Source organism: Tsukamurella sputi (assembly GCF_007858445.1).
In the GTDB taxonomy this organism is placed as follows: Bacteria; Actinomycetota; Actinomycetes; order Mycobacteriales; family Mycobacteriaceae; genus Tsukamurella; species Tsukamurella sputi.
In genome coordinates this window covers 60,542-86,897 of record NZ_VIGV01000010.1, presented here as the reverse complement: position 1 = coordinate 86,897, position 26,356 = coordinate 60,542, and the positions used below count along the sequence as shown (strand labels likewise).

General features: G+C 69.7%; 19 protein-coding genes and 1 pseudogene. 12 read left to right on the top strand and 8 right to left on the bottom strand.

The genetic code is table 11. From position 1 onward, the window contains the following. Positions 1-34 precede the first annotated feature (34 nt). Positions 35-1,120: pseudogene (locus tag FK268_RS25285) on the top strand (glycosyltransferase family protein); the annotation flags it as partial. 149 nt (positions 1,121-1,269) lie between these two features. Here the strand turns inward: FK268_RS25285 and FK268_RS20295 are convergent. The 3 genes from FK268_RS20295 to FK268_RS20285 form a co-directional block, all read right to left on the bottom strand. After that, entirely contained in the window at positions 1,270-2,880 is a 1,611-nt protein-coding gene (locus tag FK268_RS20295; protein WP_231707187.1) for a glycosyltransferase family 87 protein, read from the bottom strand. A gap of 77 nt (positions 2,881-2,957) precedes the next feature. Further along, positions 2,958-5,684 (bottom strand): transglycosylase domain-containing protein, encoded by a 2,727-nt coding sequence (locus tag FK268_RS20290; protein WP_231707182.1) that lies wholly within the window; start codon positions 5,682-5,684, stop codon positions 2,958-2,960. Positions 5,685-5,742: 58 nt separating this feature from the next. Beyond that, positions 5,743-6,141 (bottom strand): DUF5318 family protein, encoded by a 399-nt coding sequence (locus FK268_RS20285; protein ID WP_146437276.1) that lies wholly within the window; start codon positions 6,139-6,141, stop codon positions 5,743-5,745. Positions 6,142-6,379: 238 nt separating this feature from the next. Between FK268_RS20285 and FK268_RS20280 the strand changes: the two genes are divergently transcribed. The 4 genes from FK268_RS20280 (at position 6,380) to FK268_RS20265 (ending at position 10,150) form a co-directional block, all read left to right on the top strand. Beyond that, positions 6,380-6,973 carry a PadR family transcriptional regulator gene (locus FK268_RS20280; protein ID WP_146437275.1) on the top strand — a complete coding sequence of 198 codons (594 nt, stop codon included), beginning with the start codon at positions 6,380-6,382 and terminating at the stop codon, positions 6,971-6,973. Further along, complete coding sequence (locus FK268_RS20275) at positions 6,966-8,060, top strand: inositol-3-phosphate synthase (RefSeq protein ID WP_146437274.1); 1,095 nt, start codon at positions 6,966-6,968, stop codon at positions 8,058-8,060. Before FK268_RS20280 ends, FK268_RS20275 begins: the two co-directional genes overlap by 8 nt. Positions 8,061-8,235: 175 nt before the next feature. Next, entirely contained in the window at positions 8,236-9,024 is a 789-nt protein-coding gene (locus tag FK268_RS20270; protein ID WP_146437273.1) for a DUF1542 domain-containing protein, read from the top strand. Positions 9,025-9,064: 40 nt separating this feature from the next. Next, positions 9,065-10,150 carry a DUF475 domain-containing protein gene (locus FK268_RS20265; RefSeq protein ID WP_146437272.1) on the top strand — a complete coding sequence of 362 codons (1,086 nt, stop codon included), beginning with the start codon at positions 9,065-9,067 and terminating at the stop codon, positions 10,148-10,150. Positions 10,151-10,206: 56 nt separating this feature from the next. Here FK268_RS20265 and FK268_RS20260 read toward each other — a convergent pair whose 3' ends face one another. Further along, positions 10,207-12,216, bottom strand: coding sequence for an OPT family oligopeptide transporter (locus FK268_RS20260; protein ID WP_146437271.1), 2,010 nt, complete (start codon positions 12,214-12,216; stop codon positions 10,207-10,209). Between the two features lie 127 nt (positions 12,217-12,343). On the opposite strand from FK268_RS20260, the gene FK268_RS20255 reads away from it, so the two are divergent. The 6 genes from FK268_RS20255 (at position 12,344) to FK268_RS20230 (ending at position 18,873) form a co-directional block, all read left to right on the top strand. Continuing rightward, positions 12,344-13,231, top strand: coding sequence for an LLM class flavin-dependent oxidoreductase (locus tag FK268_RS20255; protein WP_146437270.1), 888 nt, complete (start codon positions 12,344-12,346; stop codon positions 13,229-13,231). Positions 13,232-13,394: 163 nt separating this feature from the next. Next, positions 13,395-15,458, top strand: a complete 2,064-nt coding sequence (locus FK268_RS20250) for a PhoX family protein (RefSeq protein WP_146437269.1) — start codon at positions 13,395-13,397, stop codon at positions 15,456-15,458. A gap of 83 nt (positions 15,459-15,541) precedes the next feature. Next, the gene (locus tag FK268_RS20245; protein ID WP_158636178.1) at positions 15,542-16,024 is read left to right on the top strand and encodes a MarR family winged helix-turn-helix transcriptional regulator; all 483 of its coding nucleotides are present in this window, start codon (positions 15,542-15,544) and stop codon (positions 16,022-16,024) included. 120 nt (positions 16,025-16,144) lie between these two features. Further along, the gene (locus FK268_RS20240) at positions 16,145-17,416 is read left to right on the top strand and encodes an MFS transporter (RefSeq protein ID WP_146437267.1); all 1,272 of its coding nucleotides are present in this window, start codon (positions 16,145-16,147) and stop codon (positions 17,414-17,416) included. A 97-nt stretch (positions 17,417-17,513) separates the two neighbouring features. After that, positions 17,514-18,194 (top strand): SDR family oxidoreductase, encoded by a 681-nt coding sequence (locus FK268_RS20235; protein ID WP_146437266.1) that lies wholly within the window; start codon positions 17,514-17,516, stop codon positions 18,192-18,194. A gap of 40 nt (positions 18,195-18,234) precedes the next feature. Beyond that, a complete protein-coding gene (locus tag FK268_RS20230) occupies positions 18,235-18,873 on the top strand; it encodes an O-methyltransferase (RefSeq protein ID WP_231707181.1) in 639 nt (212 codons plus the stop codon). On the opposite strand, the gene FK268_RS20225 is transcribed toward FK268_RS20230, so the two are convergent. Continuing rightward, on the bottom strand, positions 18,874-20,055 hold the full coding sequence (locus FK268_RS20225) for a winged helix DNA-binding domain-containing protein (protein ID WP_146437264.1): 1,182 nt from the start codon (positions 20,053-20,055) through the stop codon (positions 18,874-18,876). Positions 20,056-20,107: 52 nt separating this feature from the next. On the opposite strand from FK268_RS20225, the gene FK268_RS20220 reads away from it, so the two are divergent. Then, entirely contained in the window at positions 20,108-21,796 is a 1,689-nt protein-coding gene (locus FK268_RS20220; protein WP_231707180.1) for an HNH endonuclease signature motif containing protein, read from the top strand. Positions 21,797-21,799: 3 nt separating this feature from the next. On the opposite strand, the gene FK268_RS20215 is transcribed toward FK268_RS20220, so the two are convergent. From FK268_RS20215 to leuS, 3 genes are all read right to left on the bottom strand, one after another. Beyond that, positions 21,800-22,435, bottom strand: a complete 636-nt coding sequence (locus FK268_RS20215) for a maleylpyruvate isomerase family mycothiol-dependent enzyme (protein WP_146437263.1) — start codon at positions 22,433-22,435, stop codon at positions 21,800-21,802. Beyond that, positions 22,432-22,962 carry a hypothetical protein gene (locus tag FK268_RS20210; protein ID WP_146437262.1) on the bottom strand — a complete coding sequence of 177 codons (531 nt, stop codon included), beginning with the start codon at positions 22,960-22,962 and terminating at the stop codon, positions 22,432-22,434. Before FK268_RS20210 ends, FK268_RS20215 begins: the two co-directional genes overlap by 4 nt. 519 nt (positions 22,963-23,481) lie before the next feature. Beyond that, positions 23,482-26,331: a leucine--tRNA ligase gene (gene leuS, locus FK268_RS20205; RefSeq protein ID WP_146437261.1), complete on the bottom strand. Its 2,850-nt coding sequence runs from the start codon at positions 26,329-26,331 to the stop codon at positions 23,482-23,484. Positions 26,332-26,356: the final 25 nt, after the last annotated feature.

Here is a 26,356-nt window from a genome sequence, read left to right as displayed (position 1 = left end):
GGACCGTCCGGCCCGGGCCGATAGGGTGGGGCGCATGTCCCGGCCCAGTTTCCGCCCAGATCGGGTGGCGTGGACCGTGCTCGGTCTCACCGTTGCAGCCCTCGTCATCGGCTACCTGATCAAGGCGCAGTGCACCGGAGCCCCCTTCGACGAGTTCGGCCGCTCCGAGGGCTTCGCCTCGACTCCCGGCCGGATCTGCTACTCCGACCTGCAGTTCCTGTGGACGGGCCGCGAGGTCAACAATCACGTCTTCCCGTACCTCACCGGGTGGATCGACGGCGACGGCAAGCTGCAGGGCGGCGCCATCGAGTACCCGGTGCTCAGCGGCCTGATGTTCTGGATCGGCGCGATCGGCGCGAACAACGACGCCGAGTTCCTGCTGCACATGGCGCTGCTGCTCGCGCCCTTCGGCATGCTCACCGGCTGGGTGCTGGCGAAGGTCTCCGGTCGCACCGCCGCGCTGTGGGCGCTCGCGCCGCCGCTCGCGCTGTACGCCTTCCACAACATGGAGCTGCCGGTCGTGGCCGCCGCGACCCTGGGCTTCGGCATCATGGCCTGGGCCGACCGGACCGGCGGCTCCGTCCGGATACCGGCGATCGCGACGGCGGCGGTCCTCGCCGTCGGCTTCGACCTGAAGATCTATCCGGGCCTGTTCGTCGCGCCGCTGGTGCTGTACGTGCTCACCCACGGGAGGGACGGCACCGTCGTCCTGCCCGACGGTCCCGGGCGGCGCGCCCGCGTCGACTGGCGCCTGCTGGACTGGGTGGGCGCGGCGGCGACCGCGGCGACCGCCGTGGTGGTGGCCGTGGCGATCAACGTGCCCTTCATGGTCTTCGGCTTCGAGGGCTGGCGCGCCTCGCTGAAGTTCCAGGAGCTGCGCACGGCCGACCTGTCGACCAACTCGATCTGGTACTGGGGCGTGCTCAAGGCCTTCGACGATCCGAAGGCGTACGACGATCTCGTCGGGAAGCTCTCCCCCCTGCTGATCGTGATCTCGATCGTCGCGCTCCTCGTCGTCGGCTGGCTGCGCTTCCGGCGTACCGGCGTGTACCCGTGGGTCGGCGTGAGCGGCGCGATCCTCGCCGCCTTCATGCTCTTCCACAAGGTGCACTCACCCCAGTACGTGCTGTGGCTCCTGCCCTTCTTCGTGCTGCTCAAGGTCGACTGGCGGCTCGTCGCGGCGTACCTGCTCTTCGACCTGAGCCTCGAACTCACCGTGTGGAACTACTTCTCGGAGCACGCGGCGAATCTGCCGATCACGTGGTGGGTTCAGTGGGGCGTGTGGATCGGCGTCTGGGGCCGGGCGGCACTGCTCGTGGTCTTCCTCTGGTACCTGCCCCGCTGCGCGCTGCGGCTGCGCAGTGAGGAGGGCAACGACGGGGAGTCCGGCGCACCGTCGAGCACGCCGCCCGCGGGATCGTCGAGCGGAGGCGAGTACGGCCCCGGGAAGGTCGATCGGACCAGGTCCTCGTCGGGCCGGTAGATCTGCCGGATCACCAACGCGCACAGGCCGATCACCGCCAGGTCGCGCAGCAGGACGGTGGCGGTGAAGGCCTGCTCCGGCAGCCCCTTGTTCTGCATGCCGAGGAAGAACATCATCCGCGGCACCCAGACCAGGGCGTCGATCGTCATCCAGGCCAGCAGGATCCGGGTGTGCGGGATCGCGAGCACCGCCAGGGGCACGAGCCACAGCGAGTACTGCGGGCTCCAGACCTTGTTCACCAGGAGGAAGCCGGCCACCAGGAGGAAGGCGAGCTGCGCGACCCGCGGCCGGCGGGGAGCCTTGAGCGCGAGATAGCCGACGCCGGCGATCACCGCGAGGAAGAGCACCAGCGTGATGGCGTTGGCCAGCGACGAGGCGCCACCGCGCGGGCCCGCGCCGCCGAACACCCAGCCGCCGGTGAAGGAACTGATCACCGCGTAGATCGAGTCCATGTCGACGGGGCGGATCGAGTTGCGGTGGAAGAACTCCCACCATCCGCGCGGCGCCGCGACCAGGATCGGCAGGTTCACCGCGACCCAGGTCGCGGCCGCCAGCGCCGTCGTGGTGAGCCAGGGGCGCAGGCGTCCCGCACGTAGGCACAGGAAGAACAGCACCACCAGCAGGAAGGCCGGGTACAGCTTCGCCGCGGCGCCCAGGCCCAGGACCACGCCCGCCCATGCGTGTTTCTCGCGGGACCAGAGCAGCATGCCCACGGCCATCGCCGCCACGGCGATCGCGTCGAAGTTGGTGAAGGCGTGCACGATCACGAGCGGCGACGCCGCCATGAGCATGACGTCCCAGGGGCGCCGTGCGGCGGGCCGGTCCGGCGAGGCGGCGCCGCCGGCCAATCGCGTGGTCGCCCAGACCGCGATCAGCCAGAACAGCGCGAGACCCACCGCCGCGACGGTGAAGAAGAGCACCACCTCGATCGCCCCGGGCACGCCCCACTTCTCGTGCAGGACCGTCCAGGCTTTGGCCACCTTCATCGCGCCGTACTGGTACATCCCGGTGAGCACCGGGTACTCCATGTAGCGCTCCTGCCGGGCGCCCGTGGGATCGGTGTCGAAGAACTGCGTCACGTAGGGCATCAGCCCCTCGTTGAGGCGCTCGGCGCCGTAGAGCGGCACCGTGTCCGAGTAGCACATCGCGGTGTAGGGCCGGTTGCCCGACCAGTCGAGCACCAGCTGACCGCCGTCGGACTTCTGCTGCAGGCACCCGGCCTTGGTGGTCCAGCCCAGCGCCAGGAAGAGCACCGCCGCCAGCAGGATCAGGCGCAGCGGCGTGAAGAAGCGCTGGAAGCCGACGAGGGCGTGCGCCCCGACGGGGCCGCCGACCGCCGTCGAGAAGTCCCGCGCCACCGCGTCCGTGTGGCTGGGCACGTCCCGATCCGGCTCGATGACCGTCGCCGGCTCGAAGCGCCCCGGACTGACGTGGAGACGATCGTCGTCCACGCCGTGCTCCCCCTGGGGAACCGTCACGGCACCGGGTTCGTCACCCGCGGAGGCACCGTCCGGCCGCCGTTGCCGGGCACGGTCCCGTTGCCGCCCGGCCGGGGCCGCGTGGTCTGCTGACCGCCCGGGTTGTTCGGGTTACCCGGCTGGGTCGTGGTCGGATCCCACGGGAAGGTGGGGAGCGGGACGCCGGGCAGCCCCGGCACCGTGCGCGTCGCGGAGCCGCTCTCGCCCGCCGAGGGCGATGCCGACGCGGAGCCGGTCGCGGAGGTGCGCACCCGGGTCTCGACGGGGACGCCCGCCTGGCCGCCGATCGAACCGGGCGTCGGGAAGGACTCGTAATCCGAGTCCGCCAACGCGCCGTCCATCGTCTGCTTCCAGATCTGTGCCGGGACACCGGACCCGTAGATGATGCCGCCGTAGGAGTTGGTGATCGGGCCGCCCTTGTCGTTGCCGACCCACACCGCGGTCGAGATCGACGGGGTGTAGCCCACCATCCAGGCGTCCTTGTTCTGGCCCGTGTCCTGGTACTGCGCCGTGCCGGTCTTCGCGGCCGAGGCGCGACCGCCGGCCAGCCCGTTGCCGTTCGAGTACGACGCGATCGGCTGCAGCGCGGCGGTCACGTTGTTCGCGACGTCCTTGCTGAAGCGGCGCTCGCCCGGGTCGTTCTGCCGATCGAGCAGGGTGCGGCCGTCGGCCGTGGTGACCTTGGTGATCAGGTGCGGCGCGCGGTAGACGCCCTCGGCGGCGAGGGTGGCGTACGCGGAGGCCATGTCGATCGGGCGGCTCTGGTACTGGCCGAGGACGACGCCGCCCTCGACGCCGCTGCCGTCCGCCTGCTCCAGCGTCTTCTTGATGCCGCCGAAGCTCTCGGCGACGCCCGCCTTGTGCGCCGCGTCCGCGACCGCCTGGGCCTGGCCGTTGAGGTCCATCATGAGCCGGTAGAAGACGGTGTTGAGCGACATCTTCATCGCGGTCGCCAGGTTGCAGCTGCCGCAGGACTCACCGTCGGAGTTGGTCACGGTGACGCCCTGCGCCTTGAACGGCGAGGAGGAGTAGACCCGCGAGAGCGGGATGCCCTGCTCCAGGGCCGCGACCAGCGCGAAGACCTTGAACGACGAGCCCGTCTGCAGCCCGGCCTGTACGCGGTCGTAGCCGTTGCCGTCGCTACCGCCGTAGTAGGCGAGCACGCCGCCGGTCTTCGGGTCGACGGAGACGATCGCCGTGCGCAGGTCCTTCGGCTGGTTCTCCGTCATGTTCGCCGCGGCCTTCACAGCGGCGGCCTGCGCCTGCGCGTCGATCGTGGTGGTGATCTTGAGGCCCTGGGTGCTCAGCGTCGACTCGTCGATGCCGGCGTCCTTGAGCTCGCGCAGCACCTGCGTCTTGATCAGGCCGTTGGGGCCGGCCGAGAGGTCGTCGCCGCCGGTGCGGCCGGGCGCGATCGTCTTCGGGAACTGCAGCTTCGCGCGCTGCGCGGGATCGAGGGTCTTCATGTCGACCATGCCGTCGAGCACGTAGTTCCACCGGCCGGTGGCGTCGGCCAGGTGCGTCGTGGGCTCGTAGAGCGACGGTCCGCGGACCAGGCCGGCCAGGAGCGCCGCCTGCTCGACCTTGAGGTCCTTGGCGTTGACGTTGTAGTACGCCTTCGCCGCCGCCTGGATGCCGTAGGCGCCGCGGCCGAAGTAGATGGTGTTCAGGTACGCCGCCATGATGTCGTCCTTGGACCAGGAGTTGGACATCTTGGTGGAGATGATGAGCTCTTTCCACTTGCGCGTCAGCGACGACTCGTCGCCGACCAGCGCATTCTTCACGTACTGCTGCGTGATGGTCGAGCCGCCGCCGGCGTCCTCGCCGTCACCCGCGACACCGGGGATGCGCTTCCAGACGGCGCGGGCGAAGCCCTTGACCGAGAAGCCGGGGTTGGTGGCGAACTCCCGGTCCTCCGCGGCCATGATCGCGTTCTTCATCACGTCGGGGATGTCCTGCGCGGGCAGGATCTCGCGGTTGCCCTCGGGCGGGACGACGCGCGCGATCGGCGTGTTCCCGTCCTTCATGACGATGGTCGCGACCTGGTTCGTCTGGATCTCGCCGGGCTGCGGCACGTCGGTGCGCCAGTAGCCGATGAGGAAGGCGAGCAGGGCCACCACCATGATCAGCGCGACCGCGGCCACGCCGCCGGTCACGACACGTCGGAGGAGTGATCCGCTCACGAGCTCTCGGAGGCCCTTCTTATGGGAGTCGTCGTCATGGGAGCCGTCATCCGGCTCGTCGGGTCCGTCGCCGTCACCACCGCCGGGGCCGTCGCCGCCCGGACCGTCACCACCGGGGCCGTCACCGCCGGGGCCCTTGCCGCCCGGTCCGTCGGTGCCGGCGGCGGGTGCCGCGGCTGCGCTCTTGCGGATCACGACGGGCTGCTCGGCCGGGGCCTCCTGCTTCGCCACGCCGCCGCGATCGGCCTCAGCGGCCAGTTCGGCGTCGTCGACGGGCCGGCCCGAGAGGGGCTGGTAGGCGGTCCTGGGTTCGCCGGGCCCCGGCTGCCCCGAGCCCGACGGTCCGCGCCCCGCTCCGGGCGCGGCGGGCGGCGGGGGCGTCGGAGCGTCCTTACCGCTGGGCGGCACCACCGGGAACTGCGTGGTGGGCGCGGCCTGTGGCGTCGCGGGTCGCGGCGGAACCGGTGGGGTGGCGCCTGAAGGCCGCGACGGGCCTCCGGCCGCTCCGCTCCGCTCGTCCTTGCCACCCGGGTTCGTCACCGCTGGTCTCCGCTCGTCTGTTCGTCGTCGTCTCGTACGTTCCGTGCCGGTCGGCCGCTCAGCCGGGAGCGGCGCGGCGCCTGCGCCGCGGCTGCGGGGGAAGCCCCGCCACGTACGACTGCACCAGATGATTCCAGTTGCACGACCTGCACACCTCCACGACATGCACGGAGAACTCCACGCGAGTGGATTCCAGCTCGCTGAGCTCCGCGTCCGTCCTGGCGGAGCCCGACGCCGGGCCGAGGGAGTCACCGAAGACCCACGACACGAGCGTCAGCTGCTCCTTACGGCAGATCGGGCAGAGTACCTCGGACGGGCGGCCGTGGAACTTGGCCGCACGCAAGAGGTACGGATCGGCATCGCACACCGCCTTGACCGCGGTGCGCCCGGCGTTGACCGACGCGAGCAGCGATCGCCGCTGCAGCGCGTAGTCCACCGTTTGCCTCTGCGTCCGCACGGATCCAATGTACGTGGCCGGACCCGCAGACGCCTCGACAAGGGCATACCGCCCGCGACCGATCGGCCCCCGGTCCGGCGCGCGCATCGACCCCGTCGCCGCCTGGCGTTCATCGGCGGTTCACCGCTGGGGTATCGTTCTATATATCGGCTCGATACAACTGTCGATCGATTGATGAGATAGATCCACTCGCGTCAGCCACTCCGGCTCGGCGCCGCGCCCGGGAGAGGAGGCGGCAGTGCTCGAACTCGCAGTTCTCGGATTGCTGCACGAGTCCCCCATGCACGGCTACGAGATCCGCAAGCGGCTGACGGAACTGCTGGGCCCGTTCCGCGCCTTCTCCTACGGATCGCTGTACCCCGCCCTGCGCCGCGCGCAGGACGCCGGATACATCGCCGAGGAAGAGGCGCCCGGGCCTGCTGCAGCTACGCGCAAGCGCCGCGCGCGCCGTGTCTACGGGCTGACGCCGGCCGGTCAGGAGCGGTTCTCCGCCCTGGTGGCCGACACCGGTCCGCAGAACTACACGGACGACGGGTTCGGCGTGCATCTCGCCTTCTTCACCGCTACTCCCGCCCAGGCCCGGCTGCGCATCCTCGAGGGTCGCCGCCGGCAGGTCGAGGAGCGGCGGGAGGAGCTCCGTCGGGCCCTCGCGGCCGGCGGGACCAGCGAGACGTACACGCGGCAGTTGCACGAGCTGGGACTGGAAACAACGGAGCGGGAGGTGCGGTGGCTCAACGAGTTGATCGCCGCCGAATCGCGCCCCACTCCACAGGATCGGCCCGCTCCCGGCGCCGAACGACCGACACCGACTGAAGGGAACAACGGTGACTGACAACTCCAAGGTGCGCGTCGCGATCGTCGGCGTGGGCAACTGCGCCTCGTCGCTCGTGCAGGGCGTGCACTACTACAAGGACGTGGCCGACGACGCAGAGGTCCCCGGCCTCATGCACGTGAAGTTCGGCCCGTACCACGTGCGCGACGTCGAGTTCGTCGCCGCGTTCGACGTGGACGGCAAGAAGGTCGGCTTCGACCTCGCCGAGGCCATCAACGCGTCGGAGAACAACACCATCAAGATCGCCGACGTGCCGCCCACCGGCGTCACCGTGCAGCGCGGCCACACCCTCGACGGCCTGGGCAAGTACTACCGCCTGACCATCGAGGAGGCTCCGGGCGAGGGCGTCGACGTGGTCCAGGCGCTCAAGGACAACGAGGTCGACGTGCTGGTCTCGTACCTGCCCGTGGGCTCCGAGGAGGCCGACAAGTTCTACGCGCAGTGCGCCATCGACGCGGGCGTGGCCTTCGTCAACGCGCTGCCCGTCTTCATCGCCTCCGACCCCGAGTGGGCGGCGAAGTTCCGCGACGCGGGCGTCCCGATCGTCGGCGACGACATCAAGTCGCAGGTCGGCGCCACCATCACGCACCGCGTGATGGCGAAGCTGTTCGAGGACCGCGGCGTCACGCTGGACCGTACGTACCAGCTCAACGTCGGCGGCAACATGGACTTCAAGAACATGCTCGAGCGCGACCGCCTCGAGTCGAAGAAGGTCTCCAAGACGCAGGCCGTCACGTCGAACCTCAACGGCCCGCTCGCCGGCAAGGTGCACGACAAGAACGTCCACATCGGCCCGTCGGACTACGTCGAGTGGCTCGACGACCGCAAGTGGGCGTACGTGCGCCTCGAGGGTCGCGCCTTCGGCGACGTGCCGCTGAACCTGGAGTACAAGCTCGAGGTCTGGGACTCGCCCAACTCGGCCGGCATCATCATCGACGCCGTGCGCGCCGCGAAGATCGCCAAGGACCGCGGCATCGGCGGCCCCGTGATCCCCGCCTCGGCGTACCTGATGAAGTCCCCGCCGGAGCAGATCGCCGACGACGTCGCGCGCAAGCAGCTCGAAGAGTTCATCATCGGCGCGGAGTAATCCCCGCCCGGCCGGAGATCCGGCTGGATCGCAGAGCCTGCGCGTCGTCGAGCCCGTCACCGGTTTCCCGGTGGCGGGCTCTCGGCGTTCCCGGGTCGCTTCGCCCTGGGCGAAACGCCTGAATCACTCAGGTTCTCGTCAGCCGCGCGCCGCCCGCTCTGGGTACCGTCGGGTCATGGCTCCCGTACTGCTCATCGTCGCCCTCGTCGCCGTCGTGCTCGTCGTGCTCGTCGTGGTCCGGGGGAACAGGAATCGGTCCACCGCGCTGGCGGACGCGCAGGCGGATGCGCGCGCCGCGATCGACCGGCTCGCAGGTCAGGTGAACAACCTCGTCGGCTCGAACGACGCCGCCCGCCAGGCCCTCGCGGACGCGGGCGAGCGGTACACCGCCGCCGGCGCCCAGGTCGGGGGCGCGAACACCCCCGCGCAGGCCAGGCTCGCCAAGCAGACCGCGATCGAGGGCCTCTACTACGCGCGGGCCGCCCGCGTCGCGATGGACCTGGACCCCGGCCCGCCCATCCCCGAGCTCGACGGCCAGCGCACCGCCGGCTCCGTCACCGAGGAGCGGACCGTGGACGTCGACGGCCACGCGCTCACGGCGTCGCCGGCACCGTCGGACCGTACTCCCAACTACTACCCCGGCGGCGTCGTCGCGGGCCGCCCGGTGCCGGCCGGCTGGTACAGCGAGCCCTGGTGGAAGCCCGCCCTGGTGGCCGGCGCCTGGGGCGTGGGCAGCTACCTGCTGTTCAGCAGCATGTTCGCGGGGATGGCCGGGGTGGGCCCGGCGGTCCTCGCCGACTCCGGCGTCGACGGTGCCGCCGACCTGGGAGCGGACGGCGGGTGGGACTCCGGTTCCGACGGCGGCTACAGCGACAGCGGTTTCGGCGACGGCGGTTTCGGCGACAGCGGCTTCGGCGACTTCGGTGGCGGCGGCGACTTCGGCGGCGGGGGCTTCGACTTCTAGCCACCGTCGTGCAACCGCAGTGACGGTATAGTCGACGCGCGTGTTCCGCATCTTCGGGCTGTCCTTCGTCATCACGATCCTGGCCCTGGTGGTCGCGTTCCTCTACGGCGGTCCGCAGGCACTCGTTCTGACGCTGATCCTCGGTGTTCTCGAAGTCAGCCTGTCGTTCGACAACGCGGTCATCAACGCGACGGTGCTGCAGCGCATGAGCGCCTTCTGGGTGCGGATGTTCCTCACCGTCGGCATCCTGATCGCCGTGGTCGGCATGCGGCTGCTGTTCCCGCTGGCGATCGTGTGGATCACCGCGGGACTCGACCCCGCGCAGGCGCTGGAACTCGCGTTGAACCCGCCGGACGGCGGCGCCGCGTACTTCCCGGACGGCAGTCCCAGCTACGAGACGCTGATCACGGCGGCGCACCCGCAGATCGCCTCCTTCGGCGGCATGTTCCTGCTGATGCTGTTCCTGGACTTCGTCTTCGATCCCGAGCGGGAGATCACCTGGCTGAGCTGGATCGAACGGCCCCTGCAGCGGATCGGTGCGCTCAGCCGCGTCCCGATCGTCGTGGCGCTGGGGATGCTGCTGCTGACCGGCACCGTCTTCGCGCACGACGGCGAGCAGACCACGGTGTACGTCTCCGGGCTCCTCGGCCTGATCACCTACATCGTGGTCAACGGGCTCGGCGACTTCTTCCACGTGGAGGAGCTGGAGGAGGAGGCCGCATCGGCGCGCTCCGGGCCGTCGGAGCTGGCGAAGGCCACCGGCAAGGCCGGCTTCTTCCTGTTCGTCTACCTCGAAGTGCTCGACGCCTCGTTCTCGTTCGACGGGGTGATCGGCGCGTTCGCCATCACCGCCGATCCGATCATCATCGCCTTGGGCCTCGGCTTCATCGGCGCGATGTTCGTGCGATCACTGACGGTGTACCTGGTCGAGAAGGGCACGCTCTCGGAGTTCGTGTACCTCGAGCACGGCGCGCACTGGGCGATCGGCGCGCTCGCCGGCATCCTGCTGTTCTCCATCATGACGCCGGTGCCCGAGCTGGTCACGGGCCTGATCGGCGTGGTCCTCATCGCGGCGGCGCTGCTGTCCAGCATCATCCGCAATCGCCGGGTGGCCGGCCTCGGCTGAGCCGTGCGGTGGATGGTGCCCGCTGAGCGGGCACCATCCCGCAGGATCGGGCGGAATCAGGCCGCCGCGGCGATCTTCTTCGTCCGCAGGTACAGCGCCGCGCAGATCGCGGCGAAGACCACCACGCCCAGCGCCTCGCCCCAGTGCAGCCAGCCCTCGTCGATGAAGGGCAGGGCCAGTGGCTCCTCCTTGCCGCCGATGCCCGGCAGGCCGGGCGCGCGGTCGGCGAGCACCACGATGCCCGCGTAGATCACGCCGAACAGCGACTCACCCACGATGAGACCGGTCGCGAGCAGCGTTCCGAGCCGCTTACGGCCCTCCGCGACCTCTCCCGAGGCGGAACGGTCGGCCCACTTGTTGTAGACGAGGCCCAGTACCGCGCCGACGGGGATCATCAGCGTCACGCTCATCGGCAGGTACATGCCCATGCCGACAGCCAGCGGCGGAAGCCGGAACTTCGAGGTCCGCGAGAGCACCTCGTCGATGACGATCACGACCGCGCCGATGAGCGCGCCGAGCCCGATGAGACCCCAGTCGAGGTCGCCGCCGAAGACGCCCTTCGACAGGCTCGACAGCAGCGAGGCCTGCGGCGCCGCGAGCGCGTTGTCGCCCGCGCCCGGCGCGCCGACGAAACCGAAGCCGCTCTGCAGCAGGTCGAGGACGGGCGGGATGATCGCGGACCCGAAGGCCACGCCGATCACGAGCGCCACCTGCTGCTTCCACGGCGTCGCGCCGACCAACTGACCGGTCTTGAGGTCCTGCAGGTTGTCGTTGGAGATGGTCGCGATGGAGAAGATGATCGCCGCGGTGAACAGCGTGTACGCCACCAGCGCGGTGGCGATATCGCCCTCCGAGGGACCCCAGACCGCGCGGATGAGCAGCGCGGCGGACAGCACGACGAGGATGCCGACACCGGAGACGGGGCTGTTGGACGCACCGATCAGGCCCGCCATGTAGCCGCAGACCGAGGCCACGACGAGGCCGAGCACCAGGATGTAGACGATGCTCAGGGCGATGATTCCGCCGGCCCGGCCGTCGAGCGCGGTGCCGCTCGTGAACATCCACAGCAGCACGCCGATCGGCACCAGCGAGGCGATCACGATGGTGGCCACGTACGGGAACGGCATGTCGCGCTCGGTGATGTCCACGAGCTCTCCGCCGCGGCGCTTGCGCGACGAGGCGATCGAGTCGGTGATGCCGCGCAGCACCGGGCCGAGGATCTTGATCAGCGTCCAGACTGCGGCGATGGCGATCGCTCCGGCGCCGATCAGGCGGACCTCGGTGCTGAACGCGGTCGAGATGACCTTGGTGATGCTGCCGGTCGCGGGCAGATCGCCGGAGGTCCACATCGGCAGCAGCACGAAGTAGGAGATGACGAGGCCCACGATCATCGCGAAGCCCACGGTGACGCCCACGAGGTGGCCGACGCCGATGAGCGCGAAGGACAGGCCCGGTACGAACAGCGTGCCGCCGTTGCCGATCCGCAGCGTGGTCGACAGGCCCTCGGCGACGATCTTCATCTTGGCCAGCAGGGCGTAGCCGGCGGACGCGAGCGAGCCCAGGACGATGAGACGCAGGCCGCGCTTGTTCTCCTGCGCGCCTTCGACGGTGTCGCCGACCTTGAGTACCTCGGCGGCGGCGACGCCCTCGGGGAACGGGAGGTCGGATCCGGTGACCAGCGCCCGTCGCAGCGGGATGGAGTACATGACGCCGAGCACGCCGCCCACGAGGCACACCAGCATGGTGGTCCAGTAGGGGAAGTCCGCCCACCAGCCGACCATGACGAGTCCGGGGAGGATGAAGACGATGGCCGAGAGGGTGCCCGCCGCCGAGGCGATCGTCTGGACGATGTTGTTCTCGACGATCGAGTGGTTCGCGAAGTAGCGCAGCAGCGCCATCGAGATCACGGCCGCGGGGATCGAGGTCGCGAAGGTCAGGCCGACCTTGAGGCCCAGATAGGCGTTGGCCGCGGTGAAGACGAGTGTGATGATGCCGCCCAGGACGACGGCACGGGTCGTGAACTCGCGGACGCCGGATTTCGGCGCGGCGGGTACCGGTGTGGACATTGGTGTATCCCCTTCTCAAGGATGTGGCCGGTTCGGCCGAACGTGAAAACCCTAGGTCCAAGCAGGCGATCGTACGACGCGAACGCGCCAGGTCGTGCGACGAGGTCACGAGTCGTAAGCTCGATGCGTGCGATTCGGCGTGTGCATCCTGCCCCAGTACCCGTGGCCCGAGGCGCGCCGGCGCTGGCGCAAGGCGGAGGAACTGGGCTTCGATCACGCCTGGACCTACGACCACCTGTCGTGGCGCACGCTCGCCGATCAGACCTGGGGTGCGACGGTGCCGCTGCTCACCGCCGCGGCCACGGCGACGGAGCGGATCCGGCTGGGTACGTTCGTCACGTCGCCGAACTTCCGCCATCCGGTCCCGTTCGCCAAAGACCTGGCCTGTGTGGACGAGATCTCCGGCGGCCGCATCCTCCTGGGAATCGGATCCGGCGGAACGGGTTTCGACGCCTTCGTACTCGGGCAGCCCGAGCTCACCCCACGGCAGCGCCACGACCGCTTCGTGGAGTTCACCCGCGACCTCGACGTGCTCCTGCGGTTCGAGCAGGAGGGCCCCATCTCCTTCGACGGTCCGCTGTACCGCGCCGTCGACGCGCGCATGGTGGGGGCACCCGCGCAGGCGCCGCGCATGCCCTTCGTGCTCGCGGCGAACGGCCCGAAGGGCCTGCGCCTCGTGGCCGAGCTGGGGCAGGGCTGGGTCACCACCGGGCCCGACGGTGACGGTGGGGACGCTTGGTGGTCCCGCGTGGCGGAACTCTCGAAGCGCCTCGACGACGCCCTCGCCGCTGCCGGCCGGGAGCGGAACGACATCGACCGTTACCTGTCGATCGACTCGGGCGGTACCTACTCGCTCAGCTCTCCGGGTGCGGGTGACGACGCCGTGGGGCGTGCCGCGGAGCTCGGCTTCACGGACGTGATCCTGCACTGGCCGCGCGACGACGAACCCTACTTCGGCACCGAGGACGCGCTCGATGCCTTCGCGGAGCGCCACCTCCCCGCCCGCACCCGCTGATCCACGAGGCGAGCAGGTCCTCGCGCAGTACTTCCTATGGGTAGGTAAAGGTGCTTTGCGCTTGCTTTACCCAACCTTTCCCTCACGATCACGTCGCCCTGAGACATTGACCGGGATTCAGCCACCGCCGTACCCGCTCACCCCTCAGCCCCAGGGAGACCCCATGCGCCTGCCCGACCTGCGCCTGCTCACCGATCACGACGGTAAGTCGGCCCGCTCGCACACCACCTGCAAGTACAAGTGCGGCAACCAGTGCTTCCGCGAGCACGACAACCAGTCGGCGAACGAGTACTTCGGCGACATCACGCGCCGCACCGTGCTCCGCGGCGCGGGCGTGGCGGCGCTGGGCGCCGGCGCGGTCACCGTCCTCGCGGCGTGCGGCGACAACGGCTCCCGTGGCGCCGGGGCCTCGTCGAGCGCGGCGGCGGGGAACGGCGCACCGTCGGGCGACGTGACGGCGCCCGGACTGAACTTCCCGGCCATCGCCCCGAACAAGAAGGACGCCGTGACCGTGCCCGAGGGTTACGAGCAGGCGGTGGTGATCCGCTGGGGCGACCCCGTGCTGCCGGGCGCCCCGCAGTTCGATTTCGACAACCAGACGCCCGAGGCGCAGGCGCAGCAGTTCGGCTTCAACAACGACTTCACCGATCTCATTGCGGTGGAGGGCAAGCCGGATACCTTCCTCATGGTGTGCAACCAGGAGTACACGACCGGCACGGCGATGTTCAAGGGCTACAAGGAGGGCGATCCCACCGAGAACCAGGTGCGCGTGGAGATGGCCGCGCACGGCATCTCGGTGGTCGAGGTCAAGGGCGAGCCCGGCTCGGGCAAGCTGACTCCCGTTCTCGGCGAGTACAACCGGCGCATCACCGCGTCGACGCCCTTCGAGGTGCGCGGCCCGGCGGTGGGCTTCTTCACGAAGACCGCGGCGGACCCGACCGGCACCCGGGTGCTCGGCACCATCGCCAACTGCTCCGGCGGAATCACGCCCTGGGGCACGATGATCTCGGGAGAGGAGAACTACACCAACTACTTCTCCGGCACCGACACGCCGCCGCTGGACGGCCTCAAGGAGGGCTGGAAGCGCTACGGCGTGGGCAAGGACGAGGAAGCCCACCACTGGATGAAGTACGAGGACCGGTTCGATCTGTCCAAGGAGCCCAACGAGATCAACCGCTTCGGTTACCTCGTCGAGGTGAACCCGCACGATCCGACGTCGACCCCGGTCAAGCATTCCGCGCTGGGCCGGATGAAGCGCGAGGGCGGCAACATCTTTCTCACCCCCACGGGCGATGTGGTCACCTACTGCGGCGACGACTCGAAGTTCGAGTACATCTACAAGTTCGTCAGCTCGCGGAAGATCGAGCCCGGCAAGGGTGCCGCCGCGATGGGGGCGAACATGCGGATCCTCGACGAGGGCACGCTGTACGTCGCGAAGTTCGAGGGCCGGAAGGTGGAGAACGGGAAGGTCCCCGAGGGCGGCTACCAGGGCACCGGGAAGTGGATCCCGCTGCTCACCACCAGGGCCGACGGCAGCGCCGAGTCGCACGTCGAGGGCATGCCGGCGGAGAACGTGGCGCTGTGGACCCGTGTCGCGGGCGACAAGGTGGGCGCCACCAAGATGGACCGCCCCGAGGACATCGAACCGAACCCCCGGACGGGCAAGATCTACTGCGCACTGACCAACAACAGCGACCGCGGTACCGAGGGCAAGGCGGGCATCGACACCCCGAACCCGCGGGTGAAGAACAAGAGCGGTCAGCTGCTCGAGATCACCGACGACCACACGGGTACCGACTTCTCCTGGGATCTGCTGCTGGTGTGCGGCGATCCCGCCGCGGCCGACACCTACTACGGCGGCTTCGACAAGACCAAGGTCTCGCGGATCAGCTGCCCCGACAACGTCACTTTCGATTCCCACGGCAACCTGTGGATCTCGACGGACGGCACCAACAGCACCTTCGACAGCAACGACGGCCTGTTCGGCGTCGTCCTGGAGGGCAAGGACCGCGGCCTGACCAAGCAGTTCCTCACGGTGCCCTTCGGTGCGGAGACCTGCGGCCCCGTCGTGCGCGACAACCGCGTGCTCGTCGCCGTACAGCACCCGGGCGAGACCGACGACGCCACCGCCGACAAGCCCACCTCGCACTGGCCCGACGGCGGCTCCTCGCAGCCCCGTCCGTCGGTGGTCGCGGTGTGGAAGAAGTCCGGCAACATCGGCTCGTAACCCCCGGTTCCACCGGTCCGACGATGCCGGGTGCGCCCGCCTGTGTTCCCGGCATCGTCGTTCCTGCCCTTAGTATCGAGATCATGACTTCCGCGTCCGAAGCACCCGACGCTCCGTCGACGCCGTCCGACGCCGAGCACCACGACCTCGCCTCGCGGCTGCGCCCCCCGCTGCTGCAGCTGCACTTCCTGGTGCGGCGCAACACCCCCGGTCCCGACCTGACCCCGGCACAGCAGGCCGCCCTGCAGAGCCTGCTGCTGCTCGGACCGGTGCGCATGGGCGAACTGGCGCGCTACCTCCGCATCCGCCTGCCCTCGGCCACCAGTGCCGTCGACGGCCTCGAGCGCCTGGGACTCGCTGAGCGCAGCCCCGATCCCGACGACGGGCGGGCCGTCGTCGTCCAGCTCTCCGAGCACGGCACGCAGCTGACCTCCGAGCTGATCTCGGCGCGCAACGCCATGCTCGCGGAGCACCTGAGCGAGCTGACCGACGAGGATCGCCGCAGCCTCGACGCTGCGGTGCCCGCCCTCAATCGGCTCATGACGCTCTACCGGGACGCGCTCTGACGCGAGTCCCCCACGGGCGATGCGCCACCGCCGCCGCGCGGTGAAAGAGGAATCGGTCACACGGCTTGCCATTCGTGCGTCGTATTACTTAGACTTTCGTAGTAACCGAAAGGAGCTGCGATGACGACCACCGCCGAACGTACTGAGACCGATCACGGGCATCCGAGCCTGCGTGAGACCCTCTCCCATCAGCCCAAGGCGGTGTGGGTCACGGCATTCGCCGCGGTCATCGCGTTCATGGGGATCGGCCTCGTCGATCCGATCCTGGTCTCGATCGCGGAATCGCTGCACGCGACGCCCAGCCAGACCACTCTCCTCTTCTCCTCGTACCTGGGCGTCCAGGTCGTGGCGATGCTGTTCATCGGGTGGTTCACCTCGATGTTCGGCGCCAAGCGCACCGTCATCGCCGGGCTACTGCTCATCGTGATCGCCGCCGGGGCCTGCGCCCTCGCGAACTCCATCGGCATGCTCGTCGCCTGGCGCGCCGTGTGGGGCCTGGGCAACGCGCTCTTCATCGCCACCGCGCTCGCCGTGATCGTGGCCGCCGCGACCGGCGGCCAGCAGGGCGCGATCCTGCTGTACGAAGCCGCGCTGGGCGTGGGCCTGGCCGTCGGCCCGTTGCTGGGTGCCGTGCTCGGCGGCGTGTCCTGGCGCGGCCCCTTCGCCGGCACCGCGATCCTCATGCTGATCGGCGCCGTGCTGTGCGCGACGATGCTGAAGACCGATGCCGCGGAGGCGAAGGAGAAGCGGCAGCGCGAGGGCACCGTCTCGCCCCTGGCACCGCTGCGGGCGCTCCGCCAGCGCGGCCTGTTCCTCACCGGCCTGGGTTCCGCCTTCTACACCGCGGCCTTCTTCACGATCCTCGCCTGGTCGCCCTTCGTGCTGCACCGCAGTGCCTACTTCGTCGGCGCCGTCTTCGTCGGCTGGGGTCTGCTGGTGGCCGTGAGCGGCGTGTGGCTCGCCCCGAAGGTCGCCGCCGCCGTCGGTGAGCGCACCGGTTCGATCGCGGCGGTCCTGGTCTACGGCGTCCTCCTCGTGATCGCCGCCGTCGGACACGAATCCGTCGCGGTCGTGGTCACCGTCGTGATCCTCTCCGGCATCCCGTCGGGCGTGCTGAACACCCTGTTCACCGGTACCGCGATGTCGATCGCGGATGCGCCGCGCCCCGTCGCCAGCGCCGGCTACAACTTCCTCCGATGGGCCGGTGGCGCCCTCGCCGCCACCCTCGTGGCGCACTTCGCGAACTGGTTCGGCAGCCCCGCCGCCCCGTTCTACATCGGCGCGATCGCCTGCGTCGTCGCCGCGCTCATCCTGACCCAGGTGCGCGGCAAGGGCGCCGACTCCCGCGAGGTGCCCGCCGAGGCAGCCCTGGTGGGCGACGCGGAGTTCTGACGGTCCGCCACACGCCCTCGACCCAGCGGTGCCCCTCCCCATCATCGGAAGGGGCACCGCTGTCGTTGCGCCGCACTTCTGACTACCGTGAGGAATCATGAGTTCCGACACCAGGCCCACCGCCCTGATCACCGGCGCCTCGCGCGGACTCGGCGCGGAGATCTCCCGCCGGCTCGCGCCGAGCCATGACCTCCTGCTCGGCGGGCGACCCTCGCCGGCCCTCGACGCGCTGATCGGCGAACTCGCCGCGCGTCCCTTCGTCGCCGACCTCACCGATCACGCGGCGGTCGCCTCGCTGGCGTCCCGGATCGAGCGGCTCGACGTCCTCGTGCACAACGCGGGGGTCGGCCGCATCGGCCGCATCGAGGACACGCCCGCCGCCGACTGGCGCGAGATGTTCGAGGTGAACCTGCTGGCCGTCGTGGAGCTGACCCGGGCCCTTCTCCCCGCCCTGCGCGCCGCCGGCGGCCATGTCGTGCTGATCAACTCCGGCGCCGGCAAGCGCGCGAACCCGGGCTGGAGTGCGTACGCCGCGAGCAAGTTCGGGCTCACCGCCTTCGCCGAGGCGCTGCGCGCCGAGGAGCCCGGACTCCGCGTGACCAGCGTCTTCCCCGGCCGGATCGACACCGAGATGCAGCAGGGGATCTTCGCCGCGGAGGGGCGCGAGTACGCGACCGACGGGCTCCTTCGGCCCTCCACGGTGGCCGCCGCAGTCGTCTCCGCCGTGCACACCCCGGGAGATGCGCACCCGACGGAGATCGTGCTGCGTCCCCGGTGACCCGTCGCCCACCGTGTCCCGAGGGCGTACCGTCGGGACTGTGACTGGCGACGTGTGGGCCGAGACGGACGACTACCTCGAGCGGACGGTGGCCGTCGATGCCGCTGATCTGGCCCCGATCCGAGCGGCGCAGGCCGAAGGCGGGCTACCGGACATCGCGGTCTCCGCCACCCAGGGCAAGTTCCTGTATCTGCTCGCGAGCATCGCCCACGCGGACCGGATCCTGGAGATCGGCACCCTGGGCGGCTACAGCACCGCATGGCTCGCGCGCGCGGTCGGTTCCGCGGGTTCGGTGGTGACGCTGGAGTTCACACCCGAGCACGCCGAGGTGGCTCGCACCAGTCTGGATGCCGCCGGACTCGGCGATCGGGTCGAGATCAAGGTCGGCGCCGCACTCGACACCCTTCCCTTCGTCGAGGGCCCCTTCGGCCTCGTCTTCATCGACGCCGACAAGGCCAACAACCGTGCCTACCTCGATTGGGCCCTGCGGCTCAGCGTTCCGGGCACGGTGATCGTGCTGGACAACGTGGTGCGCCGCATCCACGAGGAGGGCCCGGACGCCGACGGTACGCGCGGCGCGCTCGAACGGCTCGGCTCTGATCCGCGGCTGGACGCCACCGCACTGCAGACCGTGGGGATCAAGGGCTGGGACGGCCTGGCTATCGCCGTGGTCCGCTGATCAGGAACTGTACCCGGGCACCGTGATCGGGGACTTGTACAGCGAGTTCACCCGCTCCCCCGCCAGCCACTCCCCCAGCCGAGCCGCTTCCGCCGCCAGTGCGGTGCGTGCGGCCCGGGGCGTCTGCGGCGCCAGCACCGGTTCGACGGTGCCGTCCTCCCCCTGCGTGTAGGCCCCGACGATGCGCCCGTCCCACCACGCGGTGGTGCCGGCGTTACCGGCACGGTCGTAGATCGCCGGCGCGAAAGCGGGATCGAGGTAGAAGTCGCGCTCCTTCCAGCCCATCGGCGTGGGGTCCAGCGCGGGGAGCAGTGCCGCCCAGGGCTCGACGGGAGCGACGGGTTCTTCGTCCCCCGGCAGCACCCAGCCGGTACCGTCGCGCTCCAATCGCACCTGCACGGCGCCGATCTCGGCCAGCGCCGCGCGGATCGCGGCCTTGGTGGCGCCGAACCACCACACGACATCGGTCTCGGTGACCGGCCCGAACGCCCGGAGGTACTCGCGTACCAGAACCGCGTACCCCTCCGCCGTCCCGGTGCGCTCCGGCGGTGCGCCCAGCCAGTCGTCCGCGCGGGCCCACAGATTGCGGTTCACCCGCCAGTGGCTGGCGTTGTGGGCACGGACGAGATCACCCGCGGCGCCGAGCCAGGTGAGCACCCGCGGCGCGAGGTGCTGATCGCCGCCGTACTTCTTGCCCTCGAACCGGGTGACCTGCCCGACGAGCGCGGGAACCGTCTCCCGCAGTTGCTGCGCGCTGAGTTCGCGGCCCCGCAGCGCATCCAGCACCGCGCGGCGCGCCTCGGCCAGCCACGCGCCACCGTCGTCCGCGATGCCACCGGCCTCCACGTCCTTGAGCACCTTGGCGCGCTCCTGCTCCGCCACGCGCGCCGACGGTGCGCCGAGCGCCGCGGGCACGAGCGCCCGGGGGAAGACGAACATGGTGCGGCGCATCGCAAGCTGCTTGACGAGGGTCCGCCGGTCGTAGAGCTCGCGCTCCAGATCCCCGATCGCGAAGCCCTCCACGCGCGCACGGACCGAGAGGTACGGAGTGGCGGGCTCGGTCGCGTGCAGCACTCCGACGGCGCGCACCGCATCGAGAACCTCGTGCACCCGGTAGTGCGGGGCGAGCGCATGGCGCCGCCCCATGCGAGCGCGACGCTCGGCATCGTCGATCAGGCGCATGCGGTTTCCCCTCGTCCTTCACCAGGCTAGAGCATAGGACCCGAATTCGATGGTGTCTTCGAGTCTGCGGCGATTATCCGAACGATCGGATAGAATTGCAGTAGCGACGGGAGGGGTGGATATGGTCGAGACAGTTACTGCTGCTGACTATCTCGCTGCCCTCGCCTCCTTCGAACACGCGGTGGAACAGCTCGCCGCGACGAACCCGGTGATGCTGTCCTCGTCCGAAGTTCTCGACTCCCTACGCCGGCTCGAATGCGCAGCGCGAAAAGTGCCCAGTAGCCAGCATTGGCTCACCGAGGTCGGTATCGAGCAGGGCGTGTCTGCGCAGCTCGGTTACACGAGCGCGAAGGAGATGCTGGTCGATCAGCTGCACCTGGCCGGATCGGAAGCGCAGGAACGGATTCGGGGTGCCCGCTCGCGCGCGCCGCGGCAGGAGCACGGCCATGCACCAGGGCCGGTGCGTGCGGTTCTCGCCGCCGCCCAAAGGGAGGGGCTGATCTCCGAGCGGCATGCGGTCTCGATCGAGAAGGCGCTCGACAAGTGCTCGCGCAAGCTCTCGCTTCCCAAGCTCCACGACCTGGAGGACATGCTGGTCACCGCTGCGGTCAGCGGGTGCACACCGGACGACATCGCCGTGCTCGGGCGCCGCGCCTACGAACACATCGACCCCGACGGTGCCGAGCCGTCCGCCGAGGACATCGCCCGCGCACGGGAGGTGAGCATCGGAAAGCAGGGCGATGACCTGATGTCCGGACTCCAGGGTGTGCTGTCACCGGAGGCGCGGGCGCTGGTGGACGTGATCATGGAAAGGCTCGCACGGCCGGGCGTGAACAATCCGGAGGATGCGGACGATCCCATCGATATCGATGACGCCGATGCCGTCGCCGCTGCGGCGAAGCGGGACACGCGCACCGCGGCGCAGCGTAATCACGATGCCTTCGTCGCGGCCCTGCGCGCGGCGATCACCTCCGGGGTGCTCGGGCAGCACCGCGGTCTCCCCTGCGTTCCGATCATCACACTCGGCATCGACCAGCTCGAGTCCGAGACCGGCATCGCGACCACCGCCACGGGCGGACGGCTCCCCGTCGAGGACGCGCTCCGGATGATGGGCGCCAACCCGCGGTACGTCCTCCTACTCGATGTGGCCGGGCGCCCGCTGTACCTCGGTCGCGAGAAGCGGCTCGCCTCAGCGGATCAACGCATCGCTCTGTACGGATCGGAGAAGGGCTGCAGCGCACCGCGTTGCGATGCCCCGGCCACACGCTGCCAGGTCCACCACGTCACCGAATGGGCGGACGGTGGCCGCACTGACATCGACGTCCTGACGCTCGCCTGCGACGCGCACCACGGCAAGGTCGTGCCCTCTCGCGACGAAGTCCGCCGGGGGTTCGAGACCATCACTCTGCCCGCGGACGACGCGTTCGCGGGCCGCACGGGCTGGCGGCGCACAGCCGATCCCGACGGGGAGTTCCGGGTCAATCACGGTCATCAACCGGCGGAGCTGTACCGCCTTGCGCTCGAACATCATCGGCAACGCCACCAGCAGTACGCCGACGCTTGGCGTGCGGAGGACGAGCGCGCTCTGTACCGGGACTTCGTCGGCACGATCCATGACGACATCGCCGCGATCCTCGACGGGCCGCATGGTCCGCCGATTCTCGAAAGCCTCCTCGCCCAGCACGACGCCGAGAACCACTGGCGCGTCGATCCGCCGTGGCCACTCTCCGATGCGGCATGAGGGTCAGAGGCGTACACCGAGATTGCGCGCCAGTCGGTCCCGACCGGGTCCGGTGAGGTCACGGAGCGCGTCGCCGCGGCCGCCGAGCGCCATCAGCACCGCCTCCCCCGGGCCGTGAACCTCGGGTCCGCGACCGAAGGCCCAGTCCAGATCATCGGCGATCAGGCGAACTCCCCTGCCGTGCACCACGCCGCGGATCGGTGGAGCCCAGATGGAGAAGTTCAGCGCGGGCACGATCCGCTCGACGGGAATGGTCCGCGTCAGCCCGAGGGGGCGGCGGATGTCCTGCTGGTGGTGCATGCTGTCGGTGAGTGCCACGCGGCACCCGAAGGCCGTGACGATGCCGCGCGGATCGAGGTGCCGGCGGACGGTCTCGACCAGTTCCTCATTGCTCAGCCGCCCGAGATGCTCGATGCCCAGCGCGTTCGGGCCTCCGGGGTACCGGAGGCCGGCGGCCACCCGTCGCGCCGTCTGCACGGGCGTGAGCATGTCGTAGCTGAAGTGGTGCGCCACCACGTCGCGCACCGTCCAGCCCGCGCACAGGCTCGGTGCGGCCCACTGGTCGGGGGTGAGGGTCTCGATGAGCTCGAGCAGGCTGGCGCACTCCGCGGTCGCCAGTTCCCGGACCGAACCGATCACGCCGTCTCCTCCGTCGGGTGCCACAGGTCGTCGTCCCGATTCTTGACGAAGATCCGCCCCACGGGCTCGGTTTCGACCACATCGGTGAGCCAGTACGTGTCCCCCGGCGCCCACCCCGCGATCACGGAGTGCACGCCCGGCTCCACCTCGATCGCAGTACCGCTCGCCGCGAGGTAGGCACCAACCTGCAGGTGCACCGCGTCGTACTCCCGCGCCACCGAAGCCCAGTCCGGCATCACCCAGCGGGTGTCTGCAAGCGCAGTCGTGACCAGCCAGTCCCCGCCCCGGACCGCCGTGACGTCCAGCGGATGATCACGACACAACGCCGCCCAGGCCTCACCGGAAGCGATCTCGAAGACGCTCGGCTCGGTGGCAGTCGACGAGTAGACGGCTGCCGCCTGCTGTCCGAACCCGTCCTCAACCAGGAACAGGCCACTTGGCTCCCCCTCTGGGGCCGGACATGTCCGCACCAGGCCGAAAGGCGGCGCCGACCACCATCCGCTCATGTACCCCGGAGGCTCGCTCACCGCACGAACCCGGTACACCTCTGCCAGAATCTGCGCCGGTGACTCTTCGCGCGTCGCTCGCCCAGCGAGCGGCAAGAACCTGACTCGGTACTGCTCAGCGGTGAGACTCGCTGTCCACCAATCGGTCTCCGTGAGTCCTGCTATCTGATGAGCAACTCGCCGCAGCTCAGGAGCGAGCTGCGGCATAGATCCCACTAGCTCTTCATCGCGCGGATCCTGCCAGTACACGGCATTGTCAACGGTGTGCGCCAATGCGAGACGGAGCTCAGCAGCACCTACCTCGACAGATCCGCCCAGGCCGGCACTCAGCTCCTCGACCAATCCTGCCTGCTCAGCAGTGAGTACTCTGTCTCGTTCCGCGTCGTACCAAGGCACACCTCGTTCTCGGTCTGGCTCGAGTGCCATGTTCCACAATGGCCGCCAGTGCCCATGATGCAGTCCGACGTACAGACACAGCGCGCGCCCACGGGGCCCGGCCATGAGCTGTTCAGCGAGCGACGTCATGGCCGGACTCCCCTGCTACGGAACGATGTTGACCAGCTTGCCGGAGACGACGATCACCTTGCGCGGGGCGCCGTCGAGCAGCTCGGCCACCTTGGGCTCGGCGAGCGCAGCCGCCCCGAGGGCCTCGTCGGAGGCGTCGGCGCCCACGGTGATGCGAGCACGGACCTTGCCCTTGACCTGTACGGGGATCTCGATCGTGTCCTGCACCAGCCACTGCCCCTCGGCCACCGGGAAGGGCCCGTGCGCCAGGGACTCTGTGTGGCCCAGCCGGTTCCACAGTTCCTCCGCGATGTGCGGGGCGACGGGAGCGAGCATCAGCGTGAGCGGCTCGGCCAGCGCCCGCGGGGCGCCGCCCGGGTAGGCCTTCGTGAGGTGGTTGGTCAGCTCGATCAACTTGGCGATGGCGGTGTTGTCGCGCATCTCCGCGTAGTCCTCGCGCACACCCGCGATCGTCTTATGCAGCACACGCATCGACTCGTCGGACGGCGTCTCGTCGGTGACGCGCACGGCACCGGTCTCCTCGTCGACGACCGCGCGCCACGCGCGCTGCAGGAAGCGCTGTGCACCCACCACGTCCTTGGTGGCCCACGCGCGGTCCTGATCCAGTGGGCCCATGGACATCTCGTACACGCGCAGGGTGTCGGCGCCGTAGTCGCGGGCGATGTCGTCGGGTGCGACGGAGTTCTTCAGGGACTTGCCCATCTTGCCGTACTCGCGGTTCACCTCCTGCTCGCCGAGGAAGAACTTTCCGTCACGCTCCACCACGTCCTCCGCGGGCACGTACACGCCGCGGGAGTCGGTGTAGGCGTAGGCCTGGATCATGCCCTGGTTGAACAGCTTCCGGTAGGGCTCGCGCGAGGTGACGTAGCCCAGGTCGAAGAGCACCTTGTGCCAGAACCGCGCGTACAGCAGGTGCAGCACCGCGTGCTCCACGCCGCCCACGTACAGATCGACGCCGCCGGGATCGCCCGCGCCGTTGACCTCGGGACGCGGCCCCATCCAATAGGCTTCGTTCTCCTTGGCACAGAAGGTCTCCGCGTTCGTGGGGTCCACGTAGCGCAGCTGGTACCAGGAGCTGCCCGCCCACTGGGGCATCACGTTCGCGTCGCGCGTGTAGTCCTTGAGCCCGTCACCCAGATCCAGCTCCACGTGCAGCCAGTCGGTGGCCTTCGCGAGCGGGGGAGAGGGCTGCGAGTCCGAGTCCTCGGGATCGAAGGCCACGGGCGCGTAGTCCTCGACCTCCGGGAGCAGCACGGCGAGTTCGGATTCCGGCAGGGCGTGCGGCGCACCGTCGGCATCGAAGACGATGGGGAAGGGCTCGCCCCAGTAGCGCTGCCGCGCGAACAGCCAGTCGCGCAGCTTGTACTGCACGGTGCCCCGGCCGGCGCCCGTCTTCTCCAGGTAGGCGATCACGGCGGCCTTGGCCTCCGCGACGGCCAGGCCGTTGATGTCGAGCTCGGCGTTCGCGGAGTTCACCGCGGGGCCCTCGCCGGTGTAGGCCTCGTCGGCGACGCCGGCCTCGCTGCCGACCACCTCGACGATGGGCAGGCCGAACTTGGTGGCGAACTCGTGATCGCGCACGTCGTGGCCGGGGACCGCCATGATGGCGCCGGTGCCATAGCCCATGAGAACGTAGTCGCCGATGAACACCGGAACCTGCTGGCCGTTCACCGGATTCGCAGCCGTGGTGCCGAGGAAGACACCCGTCTTCTCCTTGCCCTCCTGGCGCTCCAGGTCGGACTTGGCGGCGATCGAGGCGCGGTAGGCGGCGACGGCCTCGGCGGGGGTGGCGGCACCACCGGTCCACCGCTCGTCGACACCCGTGGACCAGGCGGGGGCCGTCAGCTGATCGACCAGCGGATGCTCGGGGGAGAGGACCATGTAGGTGGCCCCGAACAGTGTGTCGGGGCGGGTGGTGAAGACCTCGATCCGCTCGCCCGCGGCGGTGAACGCCACTCGCGCGCCGCGGCTGCGGCCGATCCAGTTGCGCTGCATGGACTTGACCTTCTCCGGCCAGTCCAGCACGTCCAGATCGTCGATCAGCCGGTCCGCGTAGGCCGTGATCCGCATCATCCACTGCCGCAGCTGCTTGCGGTAAACGGGGAAGTTGCCGCGCTCGCTGCGACCGTCGGCGGTGACCTCCTCGTTGGCCAACACGGTGCCCAGGCCCGGGCACCAGTTCACGAGCGAGTTGCTCTCGTAGACCAGGCGATGGTCGTCGAGCACGGCGCGCCGCTCGGCCACCGTCAGGCCCGACCAATCGCGACCGTCGTCCAGGGCGCGGGCACCGGAGGCGAACTCGGCCTCCAGCTCGGCGATGGGCCGCGCGCGATCCTGGGCGCCGTCGTACCAGGAGTTGTAGATCTGCAGGAAGATCCACTGGGTCCAGTGGTAGAACTCCGGGTCCGTGGTGGAGACGCGGCGGCGCTCGTCGTGGGCCAGCCCCAGCGAGCCGATCTGCTCCAGGTACCGCTCGATGTTCTTCTCGGTGGTCACGCGCGGGTGCGTGCCCGTCTGCACCGCGTACTGCTCGGCGGGCAGGCCGAAGGCGTCGAAGCCCATCGTGTGCAGGACGTTGGCCCCGTTCATCCGGTGGTAGCGGCCGAAGACGTCCGTCGCGATGAAGCCCAGCGGGTGGCCCACATGCAGGCCGGCACCGGACGGGTACGGGAACATGTCCAGGATGAACAGCTTCTCGGCGGGGAGCGCACCGTCGCCCTGCAGTGGACCGACGGGGTTCGGGGCGTTGAAGACGCCACCGTCGCGCCACTGATCGCGCCACCGCTGCTCGATGGCGCCCGCGAGCTCGGCCGTGTACCGGTGGGCGGGGCCGGCCGAGGGGGTCTGTTCAACGTTCTGCGTCACCCCTCCAGCTTAGTGACGCTCCTGG